The following is a 16,117-nucleotide window of genomic DNA, read 5'->3' on the forward strand; positions in this document are numbered from 1 at the left end:
CAATGGCTGACTTCAAGTCTGCGTCCATTCTCATTCTCGCGACCGACGGTTATGAACGGTCCGAACTTCGCGTCCCACTGGAGGAGCTCCGCAACGCGGGAGCAGAGGTGAAGATCGCCTCGATCAAATCGGGGCAGATCAAGAGCTGGGATGAGAAGAACTGGGGAGACAGCGTCGATGTCGACCTGCTCGTTCCGGACGTGAAGGTGGAGGATTTCGACGCCCTCGTTCTTCCCGGCGGCCAGATCAATCCGGACGTCCTGCGTGCCGACGAAGACGCGGTTCAGCTTGTCCGGGACTTCGTGAAGAGCGGAAAGCCGGTGGCGGCCATCTGCCACGGACCGTGGCTTCTTGTGGAGGCGGATGCGCTGCGTGGCCGCAAGGCGACCTCCTATTCCTCCATCAAGACCGATATGCGCAATGCCGGCGCCGAATGGGTGGATGAGGCCGTCGTCGTCGACCAGGGCATCATCACCTCGCGCTCGCCGAAGGATCTGCAGCCTTTCGTGGCGAAGATCGTGGAGGAGGTCAAGGAAGGTCGCCACGCCCGCGCCGCCTGATCATGCCTCGGCGGCCGCGGCCCTCCACTTTTGGAGGGAATCCGTGGCCGCCCCGGTCTGTATCTGCACCGACGCGCTCTTGAGGATGGCGAGCAGGCGTCTTTCATCGGCGCGCAAGCCCCGCAGTTGCGGAAGCTTCAGCTCGTTGGCGACAAGCCGTTCGACCGGGGATATGTCGTCCACGAGCGACAGCACCGCCGGGTGGATGTAGCTTGAGCGACAAACCGCGGGTGTGTTGTGCAGCCGCTCGGATGCCGCCTGGCAGATCAGCTTCACCCTGGGCTGCAGCCCTCCCCGATAGGCCTCCCACACGGCATTGAAGCCGGCAAGGCTCCCGCCCCATGTGCGGAATGTCTTCGCCGAGACCGGGAAGCCCGCGATCTCCGCCAGATAGGCGTTGAGCCGGCCTGAATCCACGGATCGGGCGACGCCTCCCTCGTCGGGAAACGAGAAGAGGTGACGACCCGGAAGATCGGCGATCTCCTCGAATATCCGCTGCAGTCGCGGATGCTTGATCGTATGGCTGACCCGCTTTCCGCCCTTGGCCGTGAAGCGCAAGAGCACGGCCTCCTCCGTCAAGGTCATGTGCCGTTTCAAAAGCGTCGTCGCGCCGTAGGTCCGGTTTTCCTTGGCATAGGCGAGATTGCCGACGCGCAGATGCGCGGTATCCATCAGCGCCAGGATCGCGGCCAGCACGGCCTCAGGCCTGTGGAGCCCCAGTGCCAGATCGCGCTCGATCCGTCGGCGGATGCGCGGCAGCACTTCGCCGAAACGAGCGAGCTGGTCGAACTTGAGCTCGCTGCGAAGGCTCTGCCATTCGGCGTGGTACCGGTACTGCTTGCGCCCGCGGGCATCATACCCGGTCGCCTGTAGATGGCCCCGGCCGTCCATGCATATCCAGACGTTCTCGTAAGCGGGCGGCAGGCCGAGCGCGGCGATCCTGCGCCGCTCCTTCGGATCGCTGAGGAGGCTTCCGTCCGGAAGCCGGTAGCAGAACCCCTTGCCCTTCCGGAGCCGGCGAATGCCGGGCTCAGTGTCGCTGACATAGGTCAGGCCGACGGCCTTGAGGGTCTCTTCATCGAAGACGGGAATATCGGTGACGGCATCCATGGGCCTAAGAACGAGCGCACATGCGCTTCGTTCCTGAGCGATGCGATCACGAAATGAATTCCTGTGCGGCTTCCCCCGGACCACGTTCGAACGCATCCCTGGGAGCGACGAGCGTCCAGACAAGGCCTGTCGGAAGATAGCGGATGTCCACCTGCCCGCCGAAGGCCGCAGCCGCATGGCGCTTGATGATGGTCGTGCCGAAACCGGTCTTTTTCGGTTCGATGGCGGGGGGACCGCCGAACTCTTCCCAGCACAGGTGGAGCAGCGACTTCGGATCGGACGGGTCCTCCTGCCGCCAGGAGACGCGCACCCTGCCCTCGGGCACGGAAAGGGCGCCGTACTTGATCGAATTGGTCGCGAGTTCGTGCAGCACGAGGCCGAGGTTCTGGACCGCCTCGGCGCGCAGGAGGAAATCCTCGCCCTGCAGTTCCACACGCTCCGCGACATCGGCGAAGGTTTCGAGCTGGGCGGTTACGAGACGCTGCAGCGGCACCCCTGTCCATTGCTCGATCGCGAGCGCCTCGATCGACTTCCCCAGCCCCTGTATGCGGTCGGAGATAGCCTTCTGGAACTCGTCCATGTCCTTCGACTGGCGGGCGAGTTGCCGCATCATGGCCTGCACCAGGGTCAGGATATTCTTGGTCCGGTGGACGAGCTCGTGAAGAATGAGATGCATCCTGTCTTCCGCCTGGCTGCGGTCGAAGGATGCGTTGGAGAGCGCAACGGAAATCTGGTTGGCCTCGCGGATACGCGTCTCGACGGGGGAGACGATCTCGCCCTTTCCGATGCGCTCGGCCATCTGGGCGATCTGCCGGATCGGTATTCTCAGCTGGCGGGCAATCAGGTAGCCGCAAAGCATGCCGATCCCGAGGAACAGCAGGCTTCCGATCACCAGTCGGCGCGAGGCCTCGACGACTTCGCTCTGCGCGGTCTCGATCGGGCCCCAGAGCACCGCCTTCCAGGTGGACCCCAGCACCTGCCCGTAGCCGTACATCTGCCGCGGCTCGCCTTCCACGTCCTCGATCGTGCCGTTGATGCCCGTCATCAGCTTCAGCGTGTTTTCCGGGAAGGCACTTATCGGCGACGCATTGCTCGCACCGATCGAGGAGATGATCGTACCTGCACCGTCGACGATCGCCACAGACCATTGCGGCGGGAGTATATCCGTGCTGATCACGCGCGTCAGGTTGGCCGCGTTCTGCGTCATGATCAGCGCGACCGCCCCCGATTTCTTCGCGACGTTCTCCGGGAGCGGCATCGTGACATTGAAGACAAATTGCCCGCTGGTCGCCCCGAAGAACACGTCTGAAACATGCGTGACGCCCGTTTCGAGCGCGGCAGTGACGGTTGCCGGGTTCGACACCTTCCGCAGCTCCGTCCCGTAGGGAAGACGGGTATTCAGAAGCTGTTCTCCGCCTGGCCCTACCGCCAGGACATAGATCGAATTGGACCTGAGGTTGTTCTGGGTGCGGTTGTGGAACGACTGCAGGTCGCCATTTTCCAGCTCAGGAGAGGTGGAAAGGATGCGCAACGTGGTCGTCATGTCCTGGAGCGTCCGCTCGACCGACCGAGCCACGACCTGCGCGTCGGCTGCGGTATCGGCAGCGAGTATCTCGCGGTCGCGACGCTCCAGTTCCATCATCAGGAGCAGCACGAAAACGACGAGCGGGAGGGCGACGACGGCGGAAAGCGCCATCAGATAGATGCTCATCGGCACCGAAGGGAAGGTCGGCAAGAACAGACGCGCCTTACCCACCAGGTCTTACCCTCCGCGGCGTTTGAACAGCCGCATCCGCAGAAAGCCTCATATGCCCGCCCTCAGCTAATATGCACGAGGACGTTACTTAGCCGCTTTTCATAAAGGGGCCAATATTTTGATTGTCCACGATGAAAATTTCCCGGACGGGGTAAAACCCCACCTGCGTTCGAACTCGAGGAGCCGCGCCCGGGTCACGGACCGGAGCAGCCCTGCACCGGATCGACACAGAGCGGACCGACGCTCCTATCGATCCGTCGGATGCTCGGCGACGTCGAAGTTCGCATCCCATTCCTTTTCCGGAGCGGGCGTACCCGGCGGGATCTTGTGCGCGGTCGCATCCTCCGACCCTGTGATCACCGTCGGTTTCGCGCTTGCGACCCCTGAGCTTTTCCCGCCCTCCTTGACGTTCGCGAACTGACCGCGGGCATCGCTTTCGATCGTTTTCACATCGGGAGACTTGTTCGGGGAGGTCATCATCCACTCCTGTCTTTGCCTGAACCGCACGCAGCGCGGGTCCTCACGCACTGTGCGTCTTCGACACCAACGCGCGAGGTCCACACTTGTTGCGATCAGCGCGTTGCCGGCCGGGACGGAAGGAACAGGCGTCGCCGCGAATTGTTGCGGAGCAGCCCTGCTCAGGGGATGCGCTGCGTCGTCGCAACGTCGAATACCACCGCCTTGTCGAGATTGAACATGAAGGTGAAGCGCTGTTTCGGAGCGATGGCGACATCGGCGCGCACCCTTCCCGTGAACCGCTCGCCCTCCAGCCGGGCGACGACGAACGTGTCCGACCCGGTGGGCTCGACCAGATGGACCTCCGCATCGACCCTTGCGACCGCACGGGCGGTGGGATCGACCATCCCCTCGTCGGTAATGCCTTCGGGGCGCAGGCCGACGATGACCTCCCTGCCTTCGGGAATCTCCGTCGTCAGGGACGGCATTGCGACATCCACGGTGCCGTTGAAGAGGGAAATCCGGCGGGTACCGTCGGCTTTCACGACCTTGCCCTTCAGCATGTTCATGGCGGGCGAGCCCATGAAGTCGGCCACGAAAAGATTGGCGGGGTGGTTGTAGATTTCCGCCGGCGTTCCGACCTGCTGGATGCCGCCCTCCTTGAGGACCACGATCTTCGTCGCAAGCGTCATTGCCTCGATCTGGTCATGGGTGACGTAGATGATCGTGGCGCCGGTATTCTGGTGCAGCGACTTGATCTCCGCCCGCATCTCCACGCGCAGCTTCGCATCGAGATTGGAGAGCGGCTCGTCGAACAGGAAGACGCGAGGCTGCCGGACGAGCGCCCGGCCCATCGCCACACGCTGGCGCTGGCCGCCGGACAGCTGGCTCGGGCGACGGTTGAGGAGATGTTCGATCTGCAGCGTCCCGGCGACATTCCTGACCGCCTTTGCGCGGTCCGCCTTGCCGACGCCGCGCATCTCGAGCGCGAAACCGATATTCTCCTCCACCGTCATGTTGGGATAGAGAGCATAGCTCTGGAACACCATGGCGATGTCCCGCTTGGAAGGATGCAGGTCGTTGATGACCTGGCCGTCGAGGACGATCTCGCCGGACGTCGGCGGCAGGAGGCCGGCGATCGCGTTGAGGAGCGTGGACTTGCCGCAACCCGAGGGCCCGACGAGGACCAGGAACCCGCCCTTTTCCAGCTCGACGTTGATATCCTTCAGGACCTCGTGGCTGCCGATCTTCTTGTGGAGGTTGCTGATCCGGAGAAAGCTCATTGCGGTTATCCCTTGACTGCGCCGGCCATCAGGCCGCGCACGAAATAGCGTCCGGCGACGACGTAGACGAGGAGCGTCGGCAGGGCGGCGAACACCGCGGCGGCCATGTCGACATTGTATTCCTTGACGCCGGTGGAGGAGGAAACGAGGTTGTTGAGCGCGACCGTCATCGGCGATTCCGATCCGGAGGAGAAGGAAACGCCGAACAGGAAGTCGTTCCAGATATTGGTGAACTGGTAGATCACCGTGACGACGATGATCGGGCCGGAATTCGGCAGCAGGATCCTCCAGAAGATCTTGAAGAAGCCCGCGCCGTCGATCATCGCCGCCCGGATCAGTTCATCCGGAAAGGCCTCGTAGTAGTTGCGGAAGAAGAGCGTGGTGAAGCCGAGACCGTAGACGACGTGGACGAAGACGAGGCCTGCTGTGGAATTGGCAAGCCCGAGCGTTCCAAGCACCCGGGCCATCGGGATGAGGACCGCCTGGAACGGGATGAAGCAGGCAAACAGCATCAGGCCGAAAACGAGCTTGTGGCCGGGAAAACGCCATTTGGTCAGCACGTAGCCGTTGAGGGCGCCCAGAACGGTGGAGATCGCCACCGCCGGAACCACCATCTTGATCGAGTTCCAGAAGTACCCCTTAATCCCTTCGCAGGTCACGCCGATGCACGCCTCTCCCCAGGCCTTGGTCCAGGCGGCCCAGGAGGGATCGGCCGGAAGGGCCAGCATGTCGCCCGCGCGGATCTCCGCCAGCGACTTGAAGGACGTCGTCAGCATTACATAGAGCGGCAGGAGATAGACGGCCGCCAGCAACAAGAGAAGCGTATATATGACGATGCGGGCGGTTCTCGCCGAGCCCGCGCTGACGGTTTCGGTGGCGCCGCTCATGTCCGTTTCTCCCGAAGCTCGGAATAAAGATAGGGAACGATGATCGCGGTGATCCCCATCAGCATCATCACCGCGCTGGCGGAGCCGACCGCCATCTGGCTTCGCGTGAAGGTGTAGGAATACATGAAGGTCGACGGCATCTCCGTCGCATTGCCCGGTCCGCCGCCCGTCAGCGCGATCACGAGGTCGTAGGACTTGATCGCCATGTGCGCCAGCACGATGACGGCCGACAGGAAGACCGGACGGAGCATGGGAATGATGATCCGGCGGTAGATGGCGAAGGTCGGGGCGCCGTCGATCTGGGCCGCCTTTATGATCTCTCCGTCTATGCCGCGCAGCCCGGCAAGGAACATCGCCATGATAAAGCCGGAGGCCTGCCAGACCCCGGCGATGACGATCGTGTAGATCGCCATGTCGGTGTTGATCAGCCAGTCGAACTTGAAGCTTTCCCAGCCGAGGTTGTGCATCGTCTTTTCAAGCCCGAGCCCCGGATTGAGGAACCATTTCCAGGCGGTGCCGGTGACGACGAAGGAAAGGGCCATCGGATAGAGGAAGATCGGCCGTAGCACGCCCTCCGCGCGAATGCGCTGGTCCATCAGGATGGCGATGAACAGGCCGATGGCGATGCAGATGCTGATGTAGAGGACGCCGAAGATCGCCAGGTTCTTGATCGCCATGTACCAGTTGGGCTGGGACCAGAGACGGTAATAGGCATCGAAACCGACCAACTCGTAGATCGGCAGGATTCGGGACCGGGTAAACGAGAGGTAGACCGTCCACAGGATGAAGCCGTAGACGAAGACGAGGGTGATGGCGAAGGACGGCGCCAGCACGATCTTTGGCAGCCAGGCCCCGAGGCGTTCCGGCAGCCCGCCTTGTGGTCGCTCGGGCGTGACTTCGGGAACGGGTTCAATGGTTGTCATGCACCACCTCCGGCAGGTCCGGGCGCAGTCCGCTTGCGCTCGGGTGACGAAATGGCCGGGAGTTCCCGGCCATTTCAGAGAGATCTGGGCGATCCGCGTCTTTTTTACTGCGCCGCGGCGACGGCTTGCGGAAGACGCTCGAGAGCCTGATCGGTGGTGATCTGGCCGTTCAGATGCTGGGTCACCACATCGAACACGGCTTCCTTGACCGACGACGGCTGGGCGTGGCCATGGGCCAGCGAGCCGGCCAGGTTGCCGCTCGAGGCGGCTTCGGCGAGATCCTTCATGCCCTTCTTGCCGCAATCGTCGAAGTCCGTGTCCGGAACGTCGGTGCGGGCCGGAACCGAACCCTTTACGGTGTTGAAGGCGATCTGGAAGGCCGGGTCCTCGACGGCGGCGGCCATCTTGAGCTGGGCATCGCGCTTGTCGTCGCCGACGTCGAACATCACGAACTGGTCGGAGTTGAACAGCACCGAGCCCTGCGTTCCGGGGAAGCGGATGCAGACGAAGTCCTCGCCCGGCTTCTTGTCAGCGCGAAGCCACTCGCCCTTCGACCAGTCGCCCATCTGCTGGGCGCCGGCCTTGCCCTCAATGACGAGCGCGGTCGAGAGGTTCCAGTCGCGGCCGGAGAAGTTCGGATCGAAATATTCGCGCAGCTTCGACATGTCGTCGAAGACCTTACGCATCGTGTCGCTGGAAAGCGCTTCCGGATCGGCCTCGATCACGGCCTTCCTGTAGAAGTCCATGCCGCCGACGGAGAGCACGACGGCTTCCCACAGCGTGCCGTCCTGCCAGGGCTGCCCGCCGTGGGCGAGCGGCGTGATGCCCTGCTCCTTGAACTTGTCGAGCAGCGCAAACAACTCACCCATGTTCTCGGGCGGCTTGCCGCCCGCCTTGTCCAGGGCCGCCTTGTTCAGCCACAGCCAGTTGGTGGAGTGGACGTTGACGGGCGCCGCGATCCAGTCGCCGTCATATTTGGAGAATTCCTGAAGTGCCGCGGGGATGACCTTGTCCCAGCCCTGCTCCGTCGCCAGGTCGTTGAGGTTGCCGACAACTCCCATCTCCGCCCAGTCCTTGATGTCGAAGCCGAGCATCTGCACCGCAGTCGGCGGGTCGCCGGAGGTGACGCGCGCGCGAAGCGCCGTCATCGCCTGCACGCCGGAACCGCCTGCAACCGGCATGTCCTGCCAGCCGATGCCTTCCTTCTGCAGGTTTTCCTTCAGCACGTTGAGCGCTGCGGCCTCTCCGCCGGATGTCCACCAGTGCAGGACCTCGACGCTTTCCTGGGCCTTCGCGGCTCCGGCTGCAAGCGCGATAATGGCGGCGCCGGCGGCCAGCTTTGAAACTGTTGCGATCTTCATGAGACTCTCCTCTAATCCGGGCTCCTCTCCGGAAGGATGATTTATAACGATACAAACCCGGGGGCTGTCAACCGACCGCGAAGGATCGGGATCGCGTGCCAGCGGATCGAACCAAATGTTATCGTTGATCATTTTTTCAGCTCCCTCCTACCGGATGAATTGATCACCGGATTTAAAACGATATAGTTTCGTGCGAAACCGGTCATGCGAGGCGAGGAGACGCGAGAAGATGAGCAGCCGGAGGAACAGCGGGGGAGCTCCGGACCGGGCGCCTGGCGGTATGCCATCCGCTTCCGCGGACACCAAGCCGACCCTGAGGACGCTTGCCGACCTGACGGGGCTCGCGGTGACGACGGTGTCCCGGGCGCTCGCCGACGCCCCGCAGATCGCGCTTGAGACGCGCCAGCGTGTCCGGCGTGCCGCCGAGGAGATCGGCTACTTCCCGGATCGGGCGGCACAGCGGCTGCGAACCGGCCGCACCAATGTCATCAGCCTCGTTCTCGATCCGCACGAGGAAATCCTTGGCTATGCGACGTCGATGATCAACGGCTTGACGGAAGCGTTGCGCGGAACGCCCTATCATCTGGTCATAACCCCGCATTTCTCCGACACGCCCCAGCTGGACCCGGTCCGCTACATCATGCGCAACCGCATGGCCGACGGCATCATCTTCACCCGCACCGAGCCCGCCGACGATCGGGTGAAGCTTCTGCTGGAGCGGGATTTCCCCTTCGTCTGCCATGGCAGGACGGAACTTGCGACGCAGCATCCCTATGTCGACTTCGACAACTATGTCTTCGCCTACGAGGCCGCGCGCAAGCTGATCTTGGCGGGCGCGAAAAAGCTCTGCATCATCCTGCCGCCGGACAGGTTCACCTTCGCCCACCATATGCGCCACGGCTTCATGACCGCCATCCGCGAAGCAGGCATTCCCTTCGAGATCGCAAGGGACGTCACGCTGGACAGCAAATCGGAAGAGATAAGGCGTTCCGTGTTTCGCCTGCTGAACGAAGCCTCTCCCCCCGACGGCTTCATCTGCGGGGGCGAGGTTTCGGCGCTCGCGGCCATGGCGGCCGCCTATGACAAGGGTCTGCAGCCTGGACGCGACATACACCTTGTCGCCAAGCAGACATCAGGCCTGTTCGACCAGATCAGGCCGCGCGTGGAAACGATCTACGAGGATCTTTCAGCCGCCGGGGCGACGATGGGCCGCCTGCTGCTGCGGCGGATCGCCGAGCAGCCGCAGGTGTCAGAACTGCAGGTGCTCCACTCGATCTGAGCACCTGCAGTCTTTTCTCAGTCTTCGTCCTGGAACACCTCGTCCCGCTTCTTGCGGACGCTCGGCAGCAGCACGACCACCAGAACCGCAAGCGCGATGAGAAGCAGCGTCGCGCTGATCGGCCGGGTGAAGAAGGTGGTCGGATCGCCTCGCGACAGGATCATCGCGCGCCGGAGGTTTTCCTCCAGCAGCGGACCGAGCACGAACCCGAGCAGAAGCGGCGCAGGCTCGCACCGCAGCTTCGTCAGCACGTAGCCGATGAACCCGAAGAAGGCGACGGCATAGAGGTCGTAGACGTTGGAGTTGACGCTGTAGACGCCGATCGCGCAGAAGGCCATGATGATCGGGAACAGCACGTAATACGGCACCGTCAGGAGCTTCACCCACAGCCCCACCAGCGGCAGGTTGAGGACGACGAGCATCAGGTTGCCGATCCACATCGAGGCGATGATGCCCCAGAACAGCGCCGGCTGTTCGGTGGCCACGTTCGGACCCGGCACGATCCCCTGGATGATCATGGCGCCGATCATCAGCGCCATCACCGGATTGGCGGGGATGCCGAGCGTCAGGAGCGGAATGAACGAGGTCTGCGCGCCGGCATTGTTGGCCGATTCCGGTCCGGCCACCCCTGCAATCGCTCCCTGTCCGAACTCTTCCGGATTTTTCGAGATCCGCTTCTCCACCGTGTAGGAGGCGAAGGCGGCAAGGATCGCTCCGCCTCCCGGCAATATGCCGAGCGCCGATCCGATTGCCGTGCCGCGAAGCACGGGCGCGACCATCTGCCTGAAGTCCTCCTTCGTGGGAAAGAGGCCGGTGACCTTGGCCATCAGCAGGGAGCGGGTCTTTTCGCTTTCCAGGTTCCGCAGGATTTCGGCGATCCCGAACACCCCGACGGCGACGGCGACGAAGTTCAGTCCGTCGGCATATTCGCGGACGCCCAGCGTGAAGCGCGGCGTGCCGGTGTAGATGTCGGTGCCGACCATTCCGAGCAGGAGGCCGAGCGTCACCATGGCGAGCGCCTTGATGATCGAACCATGCGCGAGCGCCACGGAGGAGACGAGACCGACGATCATCAGCGAGAAATACTCGGCCGACCCGAACTGGAGGGCGATCGCAGTGAGCGGCGGGGCAAAAATCGCCACCAGGAAGGTGGAGACGCTGCCCGCGAAGAACGAGCCGAGTGCGGCGACCGCAAGCGCGACGCCCGCCCTGCCCTTCCGGGCCATCTGGTAACCGTCGATCGCCGTGACGGCCGACGACGATTCACCCGGCAGGTTGATGAGGATGGCCGTCGTCGATCCGCCGTACTGGGCGCCGTAGTAGATGCCCGCCAGCATGATCAGCGACGAGACCGGCTCGAGCTGGAAGGTTATCGGCAGGAGCATGGCGATGGTCGCCGTCGGCCCGATGCCGGGCAGCACGCCGATCAGTGTTCCGAGGAGGACGCCGATGAGGCAGAAGAAGAGGTTGTCGAGCGAGGTCGCCGTGGCAAAACCCAGTTCGAGGTTGCTGATGAAATCCATGTCGCCCCTCCCTTAATGGCCCAGCCAGGGGCCGATGGCCCTGAACGGGAGATTGAGCCCGTAGCTGAAGACGAGGTAGCAGAAGATCGTCAGGCCCGTCGCAAGCAGCACGGCGGTGACGGGCTTCATCCGGTTCGACGCGAAGGCTGCGATCAGCGCCGTCAGGAACAGCGCCGGCACGAAGCCGAGGCCGCGGACGGTAAGGCCGAAGAAGACCGGTGCCGGCAGGATGAACATCATGCCCCGCCAGGCGATCTGTCCGATCGGCTCGCCTTCGACGCGGAGCGCCTGAATGACAAGGATCGCCCCGAACAGGGCAAGGCAGCAGGCGAGGACGAAGGGGAAATAGCCCGGCCCCATGCGGAAAGCCGTTCCGAGTTCCAGCGACAGGGACTGCATGCCGAAGAACAGCGCAAGCGCGATAAACAGGAGCCCGCAAATGATATTGGGGACGTCGATTCTAAGGGATTTCATGTGCACTCCGTAAAGAGGAGGCGGCGCGCGGAGACGGCGCCGCAGAGCCGATCCCCTCCCCAAACGGAGAGAGGATCGGCGTCAGCGTGACGATGAATGTCAGTCAGCGTACTGGCCGGCAGCTTCGATCACCGGCTTCCAGCGTGCGATCTCGCTTTCGAGCTTTGCCTTCAGGGCTTCCGGCGTGCCGTCCGCTTCCGGGGAAGGTTCGGTGCCGAGCTCGGCGAAGCGGGCCGCGACGTTCTCGTCCTTGAGCGCAACCTGAAGAGACTTGGACAGGCGCTCGACGGCCTCGGGCGGAGTGCCCTTGGGAGCATAGATGCCGTGCCAGATGCCGACCTGGAAATCCGTGAGGCCGCCTTCGGCGGTCGTCGGGATGTCCTTCAGGACGTCGAGACGCTCCGGAGAGGTGACGGCATAGGCCTTGATCGTGCCGGCCTGGATCTGCTTGGTCGTATTGGTGGTCTGGTCGCACATGATATCGACCTGGCCGCCGAGGAGATCGGTCATCGCCGGTCCTGTGCCCTTGTAGGGAACCGTGACGAGCGGTGTATCGATGGCGCTCATGAACAGCATGCCGCAAAGGTGGGACGCGGCGCCGATGCCGGCGTTTGCGACCGTTACGGTGTCCTTGTTCGCCTTCGCATACTCGATCAGGCCGCCGAGATCGGCCGGCTCGAGGTCCTTGCGCGCGACGATCGTCATCGGCACGTCGGTGACGAGGCCGACATACTCGAAGGCGTTGAGGGTGTCGTAGTTCAGCTTGCGGTACAGCGTGGCGCTGGTGGCCATGCCGATGTGATGCAGCAGGATCGTGTAGCCGTCGGGGTCCGCATTGGCCACCCGGGCCGCGCCGAGCGTACCGCCCGCACCACCGACATTCTCCACGATCACCTGCTGGCCGAGATCCTTCGACATGGATTCGGCGACGAGCCGTGCGACCGTATCGGTCGGGCCGCCCGCCGAGAACGGCACGACCATGGTGATCGTCCGGTCAGGATAGGTCTGCGCGCCGGCAGCGGCGGAAAAAAGCGAAACGGCGGCAACAGCGGTTGCGCCGAGAATGGCGTTCAAGATTTTCATGAGGTTCCTCCAGAATGCAGTCGTCAGCCGGCAAAAGTTCCTCCTCCGCCAGCTTCCATGCACTTTGCTGCCGCATTTTTCCGTGGCGCAATTAGTTCTCCCCCGACAACCGTTGATAGCTAGGCCTCAGACCCCTGCCTTGGGTGGAAATCGAAACATACGAGGCGAACATTGGGTGGAAATCCACCCATCCCGTCAGGAAGACTGGCCGTCCCTGTCCTCGGAGGCAAACTGGTCCGGACCGAGCAGTTTCTTGTCGAGCCCGTATTTCTGCATCTTTTCGTAAAGTGTTTTCCGGGAAATCCCGAGCATCTCGTAGACCGGCCGCAACGCCCCGCCATGCGCGGCGATGGCACCTGCAATGATGCTGCGCTCGAAGGCCGCCACCTTGTCGGCAAGCCTCTCGCTGTCCTCCCGCAACGCGGAGGCGTCGCCCGGCCCGGCATCCAGACCGAGGACGAAACGGTCCGCCGCATTCCTCAACTCACGTACATTGCCCGGCCACTCCCGCTGCGCAATGGCCGATATCACGTCCGGTGGAACCTCGACGTCCTCGCGCCCGTATCGGGCGGAGGCTTCCCGGACGAGTTGCAGGAACAGGAGGGGAATGTCGGCGCGCCGCTGCTCCAGGGAAGGAACATGGATCGTCGCGACGTTCAGTCGATAAAAGAGGTCGGCGCGGAACCGGCCGGCGGCAACCTCCGCCTCGAGATCGACCTTGCTCGTCGCGATGAAACGCACGTCGAGCGGGACCACTTCGTTCGATCCCAGACGGGTAATGACGCGCTCCTGGAGGACACGCAGGAACTTGGCCTGCAGGTCGAAAGGCAGCGATCCGATCTCGTCCAGCAGGATCGTGCCACCGCGACCATGCTCGAACTTGCCGTAGCGGGCCCGGATCGCGCCCGGAAAGGCCCCGGCCTCATGGCCGAACAATTCGCTTTCGATGAGGTTTTCCGGCAGCGCGGCGCAGTTGATCGCGATGAAGGGGCGATTGGCCCTGGGGCTGATATCGTGCAGCGCCCGCGCGACGACCTCCTTGCCGGCCCCGGTATCGCCGATGATCAGCGTATCGGCATCCGTCGCCCCGATCGCGCGGATACGGTAGCGGAGATCCACCATGACCTGGGTCCGGCCGGGCAGGCGCGCCTCCAAGTCGTCCCGCTTGCCCGCCACGGCCCTGAGACGCCGGTTTTCGAGTACCAGGCCGCGCCTGTCCATCGCCCGACGGATAACGCCGGCGAGATGCTGGGGGGTGAACGGTTTTTCCAGGAAGTCGTAGGCTCCCTCCCGCATCGCCTTGACCGCCAGCTGCACGTCGCCGTGCCCGGTGACCAGGATGACCGGGATTTCGCTGTCGAGGTCGCGGATCCGATGCAGGAGCGTCATCCCGTCCGTTCCCGGCATCCGGATATCCGTCACCACAACGCCATCGAAGCTGTAGCCGAGAAGCTCGAACACATGGTCGGCATTGGAGAAGGTGACGACAGGCAGCCCATAAAGCTCGAGCGCCTGCGCCGTCGACCGGCGCAACTCCTCCTCGTCGTCCACCAGAAAGACACGTTGCTCGCTCATTCCGCCGCCTTGAGAACCTCGGTTGCGACGTCCAGTTCGATGCGGAAGACCGCACCGCCGTCGGGATGATCGGACACGGTCAGGCTGCCGCCGAAGTCCTTGATGATGTTGTAGGAGATCGAAAGTCCGAGGCCCAGCCCCTTGCCGACGCCTTTCGTGGTGAAGAACGGGTCGAATATCCGTTCCCGTATGGCCGCCTCAACTCCGGTTCCCCTGTCCCTGACAAGGATCACAACCCTGTTCGCCTCGCGGTGCGCGGAAAGCTCGATCACCCTGTGCTCCCGCCCCTCGACGGCATCGGCGGCATTGGTGATGATGTTGACGAGCACCTGCTGCAGACGGACCGCTCCCGCCCGGACCTGGGGCAGATCGGGCGGAAGGTCGATGCTGAGCGTGGCCTTGGCGATATTCAGCCGCGTCTCGACGATCTCGAACGTATCCGCGACCACCTCGCCGACCGAGACGGCACCCAGCTTCTCGTTGGGCTTGCGGGCGAAATTGCGCAGATGCCGGCTGATGGAGGCCATCCGGTCGATCAGCGCGGAAATCCGGCGCACATTGTCTCGCGCCTCGTCGATGCGGCCACGTTCCATCAGCATGGCCGCGCTTTCCGCATAGGTCTTCGCGGCCGCCAGCGGTTGGTTGAATTCATGCGACAGCGCCGCCGACATCTGACCTAACCCGGCGAGCTTGCCGGCCTGGATCAGGTCCGCCTGGGTCTGGCGAAGGCGCTGCTCCGTCAGCCGCCGTTCGGCGATCTCCTTTTCGATGCGGCTGTTGACGCGGGCAAGGTCCGCGGTACGCTCGACGACGCGCCTCTCCAGTTCCTGCTTCGCGTCGGCTTGCATCTGCATCCGCTCGTTCAGCCGTGCCCGGCGCTGCATGATGATCGCCAGGAACAGCGCCGCAAGGCAGAGGAAAAGCACAATCGCCACGATCACGGTCTGCGTCTGCGCCCGCACGGTGCCGGTATCGGCGAGCACTGTCACCGTCCACCCTGCCTCCGGCATCTGCGCCGAGACCGCGAGGTATTCCCGCTCCTCGCCCGCATCCGCGATCGTGACGCTCTCGTGCCCGGCATAGCTGCCGCGGCGGATCGGAAGTTCCCTCAGCCATGCATCCGCATAGCGGCGCGAGGCCTCGGTGCGCGCCAGGCGTTCCGGCGTCAGCGGTTCGATCGCGGCGTAAAGCCATTGCGGCGAGCCCGTCATGAAGATGATGCCTTCCGGGTCCGACACGAAGATGCGGCTGTCGCCGCCGGTCCAGGAGCGCTCGATGCCGTCGATATCGACCTTGAAGACGATGACGCCGAGCACCGCTCCATCCACCGTCACGGGAGAGCCGAAGTAATAGCCTCTCTTCAGGGATGTGGTGCCCAGCGCATAGAAGCGGGATTGCCGACCGTTGGCCGCGTCCTGGAAATACGGGCGGTAGCTGAAGTTCTCGCCCACGAAGCTCAGCGGGCCGTCATAGTTGCTGGCCGCAATCGTATTGCCGTCCGGCGTCATCACATAGATGTCGGACGAGGTGAGAAGCGTGTTGATCTCCTTCAGGTAGCGGTTCGTTCGCTCCCTCAGCTGCTCGTCATCCGGCCTCTGGACCAGTTCCTCGACCAGGGCCTGGTCGGCAATCAGCGCAGGCAGGGCCTCGTAGCGCTTCAGGTGCCCCTCAAGCGCCAGCACGGCGAGCCGGAGCGTTGTCCCCGCCTGGGCCGCGGATTCGTCCATATACCGGCGCGCGGTAATCTCGCCGCCGCCGAAGACGATACCGAGGCCGAATACGACGAAAACCACGGACAGGATGGCAGTACGGCGACGCAAGCAGCAGGCTCCCCCAGGACAGGCTCG

At 63.5% G+C, this 16,117-nt stretch carries 14 protein-coding genes; 2 read left to right on the plus strand and 12 right to left on the minus strand.

Translation table 11 applies throughout. The annotated features are described in order from the left end of the window. Nucleotides 1-2 precede the first annotated feature (2 nt). The gene (locus tag ACWGPT_RS01850) at nt 3-560 is read left to right on the plus strand and encodes a type 1 glutamine amidotransferase domain-containing protein (RefSeq protein ID WP_452603858.1); all 558 of its coding nucleotides are present in this window, start codon (nt 3-5) and stop codon (nt 558-560) included. Here ACWGPT_RS01850 and ACWGPT_RS01855 read toward each other — a convergent pair whose 3' ends face one another. The 7 genes from ACWGPT_RS01855 to ACWGPT_RS01885 all read right to left on the minus strand — a co-directional run bounded on the left by ACWGPT_RS01855 (nt 561) and on the right by ACWGPT_RS01885 (nt 8,336). Next, complete coding sequence (locus ACWGPT_RS01855; RefSeq protein WP_452603859.1) at nt 561-1,670, minus strand: DNA topoisomerase IB; 1,110 nt, start codon at nt 1,668-1,670, stop codon at nt 561-563. A gap of 46 nt (nt 1,671-1,716) precedes the next feature. Continuing rightward, a complete protein-coding gene (locus tag ACWGPT_RS01860) occupies nt 1,717-3,381 on the minus strand; it encodes an HWE histidine kinase domain-containing protein (protein ID WP_452603860.1) in 1,665 nt (554 codons plus the stop codon). Nucleotides 3,382-3,672: 291 nt separating this feature from the next. Next, nucleotides 3,673-3,876: a hypothetical protein gene (locus ACWGPT_RS01865; protein ID WP_452604098.1), complete on the minus strand. Its 204-nt coding sequence runs from the start codon at nt 3,874-3,876 to the stop codon at nt 3,673-3,675. 188 nt (nt 3,877-4,064) lie between these two features. Beyond that, the gene (locus ACWGPT_RS01870; protein WP_452603861.1) at nt 4,065-5,165 is read right to left on the minus strand and encodes an ABC transporter ATP-binding protein; all 1,101 of its coding nucleotides are present in this window, start codon (nt 5,163-5,165) and stop codon (nt 4,065-4,067) included. Nucleotides 5,166-5,170: 5 nt separating this feature from the next. After that, nucleotides 5,171-6,052: a carbohydrate ABC transporter permease gene (locus ACWGPT_RS01875; RefSeq protein ID WP_452603862.1), complete on the minus strand. Its 882-nt coding sequence runs from the start codon at nt 6,050-6,052 to the stop codon at nt 5,171-5,173. Beyond that, complete coding sequence (locus ACWGPT_RS01880; protein WP_452603863.1) at nt 6,049-6,975, minus strand: carbohydrate ABC transporter permease; 927 nt, start codon at nt 6,973-6,975, stop codon at nt 6,049-6,051. Before ACWGPT_RS01880 ends, ACWGPT_RS01875 begins: the two co-directional genes overlap by 4 nt. A gap of 104 nt (nt 6,976-7,079) precedes the next feature. Beyond that, nucleotides 7,080-8,336 (minus strand): ABC transporter substrate-binding protein, encoded by a 1,257-nt coding sequence (locus ACWGPT_RS01885; RefSeq protein ID WP_452603864.1) that lies wholly within the window; start codon nt 8,334-8,336, stop codon nt 7,080-7,082. A 280-nt stretch (nt 8,337-8,616) separates the two neighbouring features. Here ACWGPT_RS01885 and ACWGPT_RS01890 point away from each other — a divergent pair, with 280 nt between their 5' ends. After that, a complete protein-coding gene (locus ACWGPT_RS01890) occupies nt 8,617-9,615 on the plus strand; it encodes a LacI family transcriptional regulator (protein ID WP_452603865.1) in 999 nt (332 codons plus the stop codon). Between the two features lie 17 nt (nt 9,616-9,632). On the opposite strand, the gene ACWGPT_RS01895 is transcribed toward ACWGPT_RS01890, so the two are convergent. The 5 genes from ACWGPT_RS01895 to ACWGPT_RS01915 all read right to left on the minus strand — a co-directional run bounded on the left by ACWGPT_RS01895 (nt 9,633) and on the right by ACWGPT_RS01915 (nt 16,090). Then, a complete protein-coding gene (locus ACWGPT_RS01895; protein WP_452603866.1) occupies nt 9,633-11,138 on the minus strand; it encodes a tripartite tricarboxylate transporter permease in 1,506 nt (501 codons plus the stop codon). Nucleotides 11,139-11,150: 12 nt separating this feature from the next. Beyond that, nucleotides 11,151-11,612 (minus strand): tripartite tricarboxylate transporter TctB family protein, encoded by a 462-nt coding sequence (locus ACWGPT_RS01900; RefSeq protein ID WP_452603867.1) that lies wholly within the window; start codon nt 11,610-11,612, stop codon nt 11,151-11,153. 99 nt (nt 11,613-11,711) lie between these two features. Beyond that, nucleotides 11,712-12,695 carry a tripartite tricarboxylate transporter substrate-binding protein gene (locus ACWGPT_RS01905; protein ID WP_452603868.1) on the minus strand — a complete coding sequence of 328 codons (984 nt, stop codon included), beginning with the start codon at nt 12,693-12,695 and terminating at the stop codon, nt 11,712-11,714. A 195-nt stretch (nt 12,696-12,890) separates the two neighbouring features. After that, nucleotides 12,891-14,270, minus strand: a complete 1,380-nt coding sequence (locus ACWGPT_RS01910) for a sigma-54-dependent transcriptional regulator (protein ID WP_452603869.1) — start codon at nt 14,268-14,270, stop codon at nt 12,891-12,893. Then, on the minus strand, nt 14,267-16,090 hold the full coding sequence (locus ACWGPT_RS01915; protein ID WP_452603870.1) for a sensor histidine kinase: 1,824 nt from the start codon (nt 16,088-16,090) through the stop codon (nt 14,267-14,269). Before ACWGPT_RS01915 ends, ACWGPT_RS01910 begins: the two co-directional genes overlap by 4 nt. Nucleotides 16,091-16,117 lie beyond the last annotated feature (27 nt).

The sequence above is a fragment of the Pseudorhizobium sp. NPDC055634 genome, from assembly GCF_053618655.1.

Bases quoted from the DNA above. Each gene is read 5' to 3' on its own strand.
- ACWGPT_RS01850 (WP_452603858.1), top strand. From the start codon at position 3: ATGGCTGACTTCAAGTCTGCGTCCATTCTCATTCTCGCGACCGACGGT.
- ACWGPT_RS01895 (WP_452603866.1), bottom strand. From the start codon at position 11,138: ATGGATTTCATCAGCAACCTCGAACTGGGTTTTGCCACGGCGACCTCG.
- ACWGPT_RS01890 (WP_452603865.1), top strand. From the start codon at position 8,617: ATGCCATCCGCTTCCGCGGACACCAAGCCGACCCTGAGGACGCTTGCC.
- ACWGPT_RS01870 (WP_452603861.1), bottom strand. From the start codon at position 5,165: ATGAGCTTTCTCCGGATCAGCAACCTCCACAAGAAGATCGGCAGCCAC.
- ACWGPT_RS01900 (WP_452603867.1), bottom strand. From the start codon at position 11,612: ATGAAATCCCTTAGAATCGACGTCCCCAATATCATTTGCGGGCTCCTG.
- ACWGPT_RS01885 (WP_452603864.1), bottom strand. From the start codon at position 8,336: ATGAAGATCGCAACAGTTTCAAAGCTGGCCGCCGGCGCCGCCATTATC.
- ACWGPT_RS01860 (WP_452603860.1), bottom strand. From the start codon at position 3,381: ATGAGCATCTATCTGATGGCGCTTTCCGCCGTCGTCGCCCTCCCGCTC.
- ACWGPT_RS01855 (WP_452603859.1), bottom strand. From the start codon at position 1,670: ATGGATGCCGTCACCGATATTCCCGTCTTCGATGAAGAGACCCTCAAG.
- ACWGPT_RS01880 (WP_452603863.1), bottom strand. From the start codon at position 6,975: ATGACAACCATTGAACCCGTTCCCGAAGTCACGCCCGAGCGACCACAA.
- ACWGPT_RS01875 (WP_452603862.1), bottom strand. From the start codon at position 6,052: ATGAGCGGCGCCACCGAAACCGTCAGCGCGGGCTCGGCGAGAACCGCC.
- ACWGPT_RS01905 (WP_452603868.1), bottom strand. From the start codon at position 12,695: ATGAAAATCTTGAACGCCATTCTCGGCGCAACCGCTGTTGCCGCCGTT.
- ACWGPT_RS01910 (WP_452603869.1), bottom strand. From the start codon at position 14,270: ATGAGCGAGCAACGTGTCTTTCTGGTGGACGACGAGGAGGAGTTGCGC.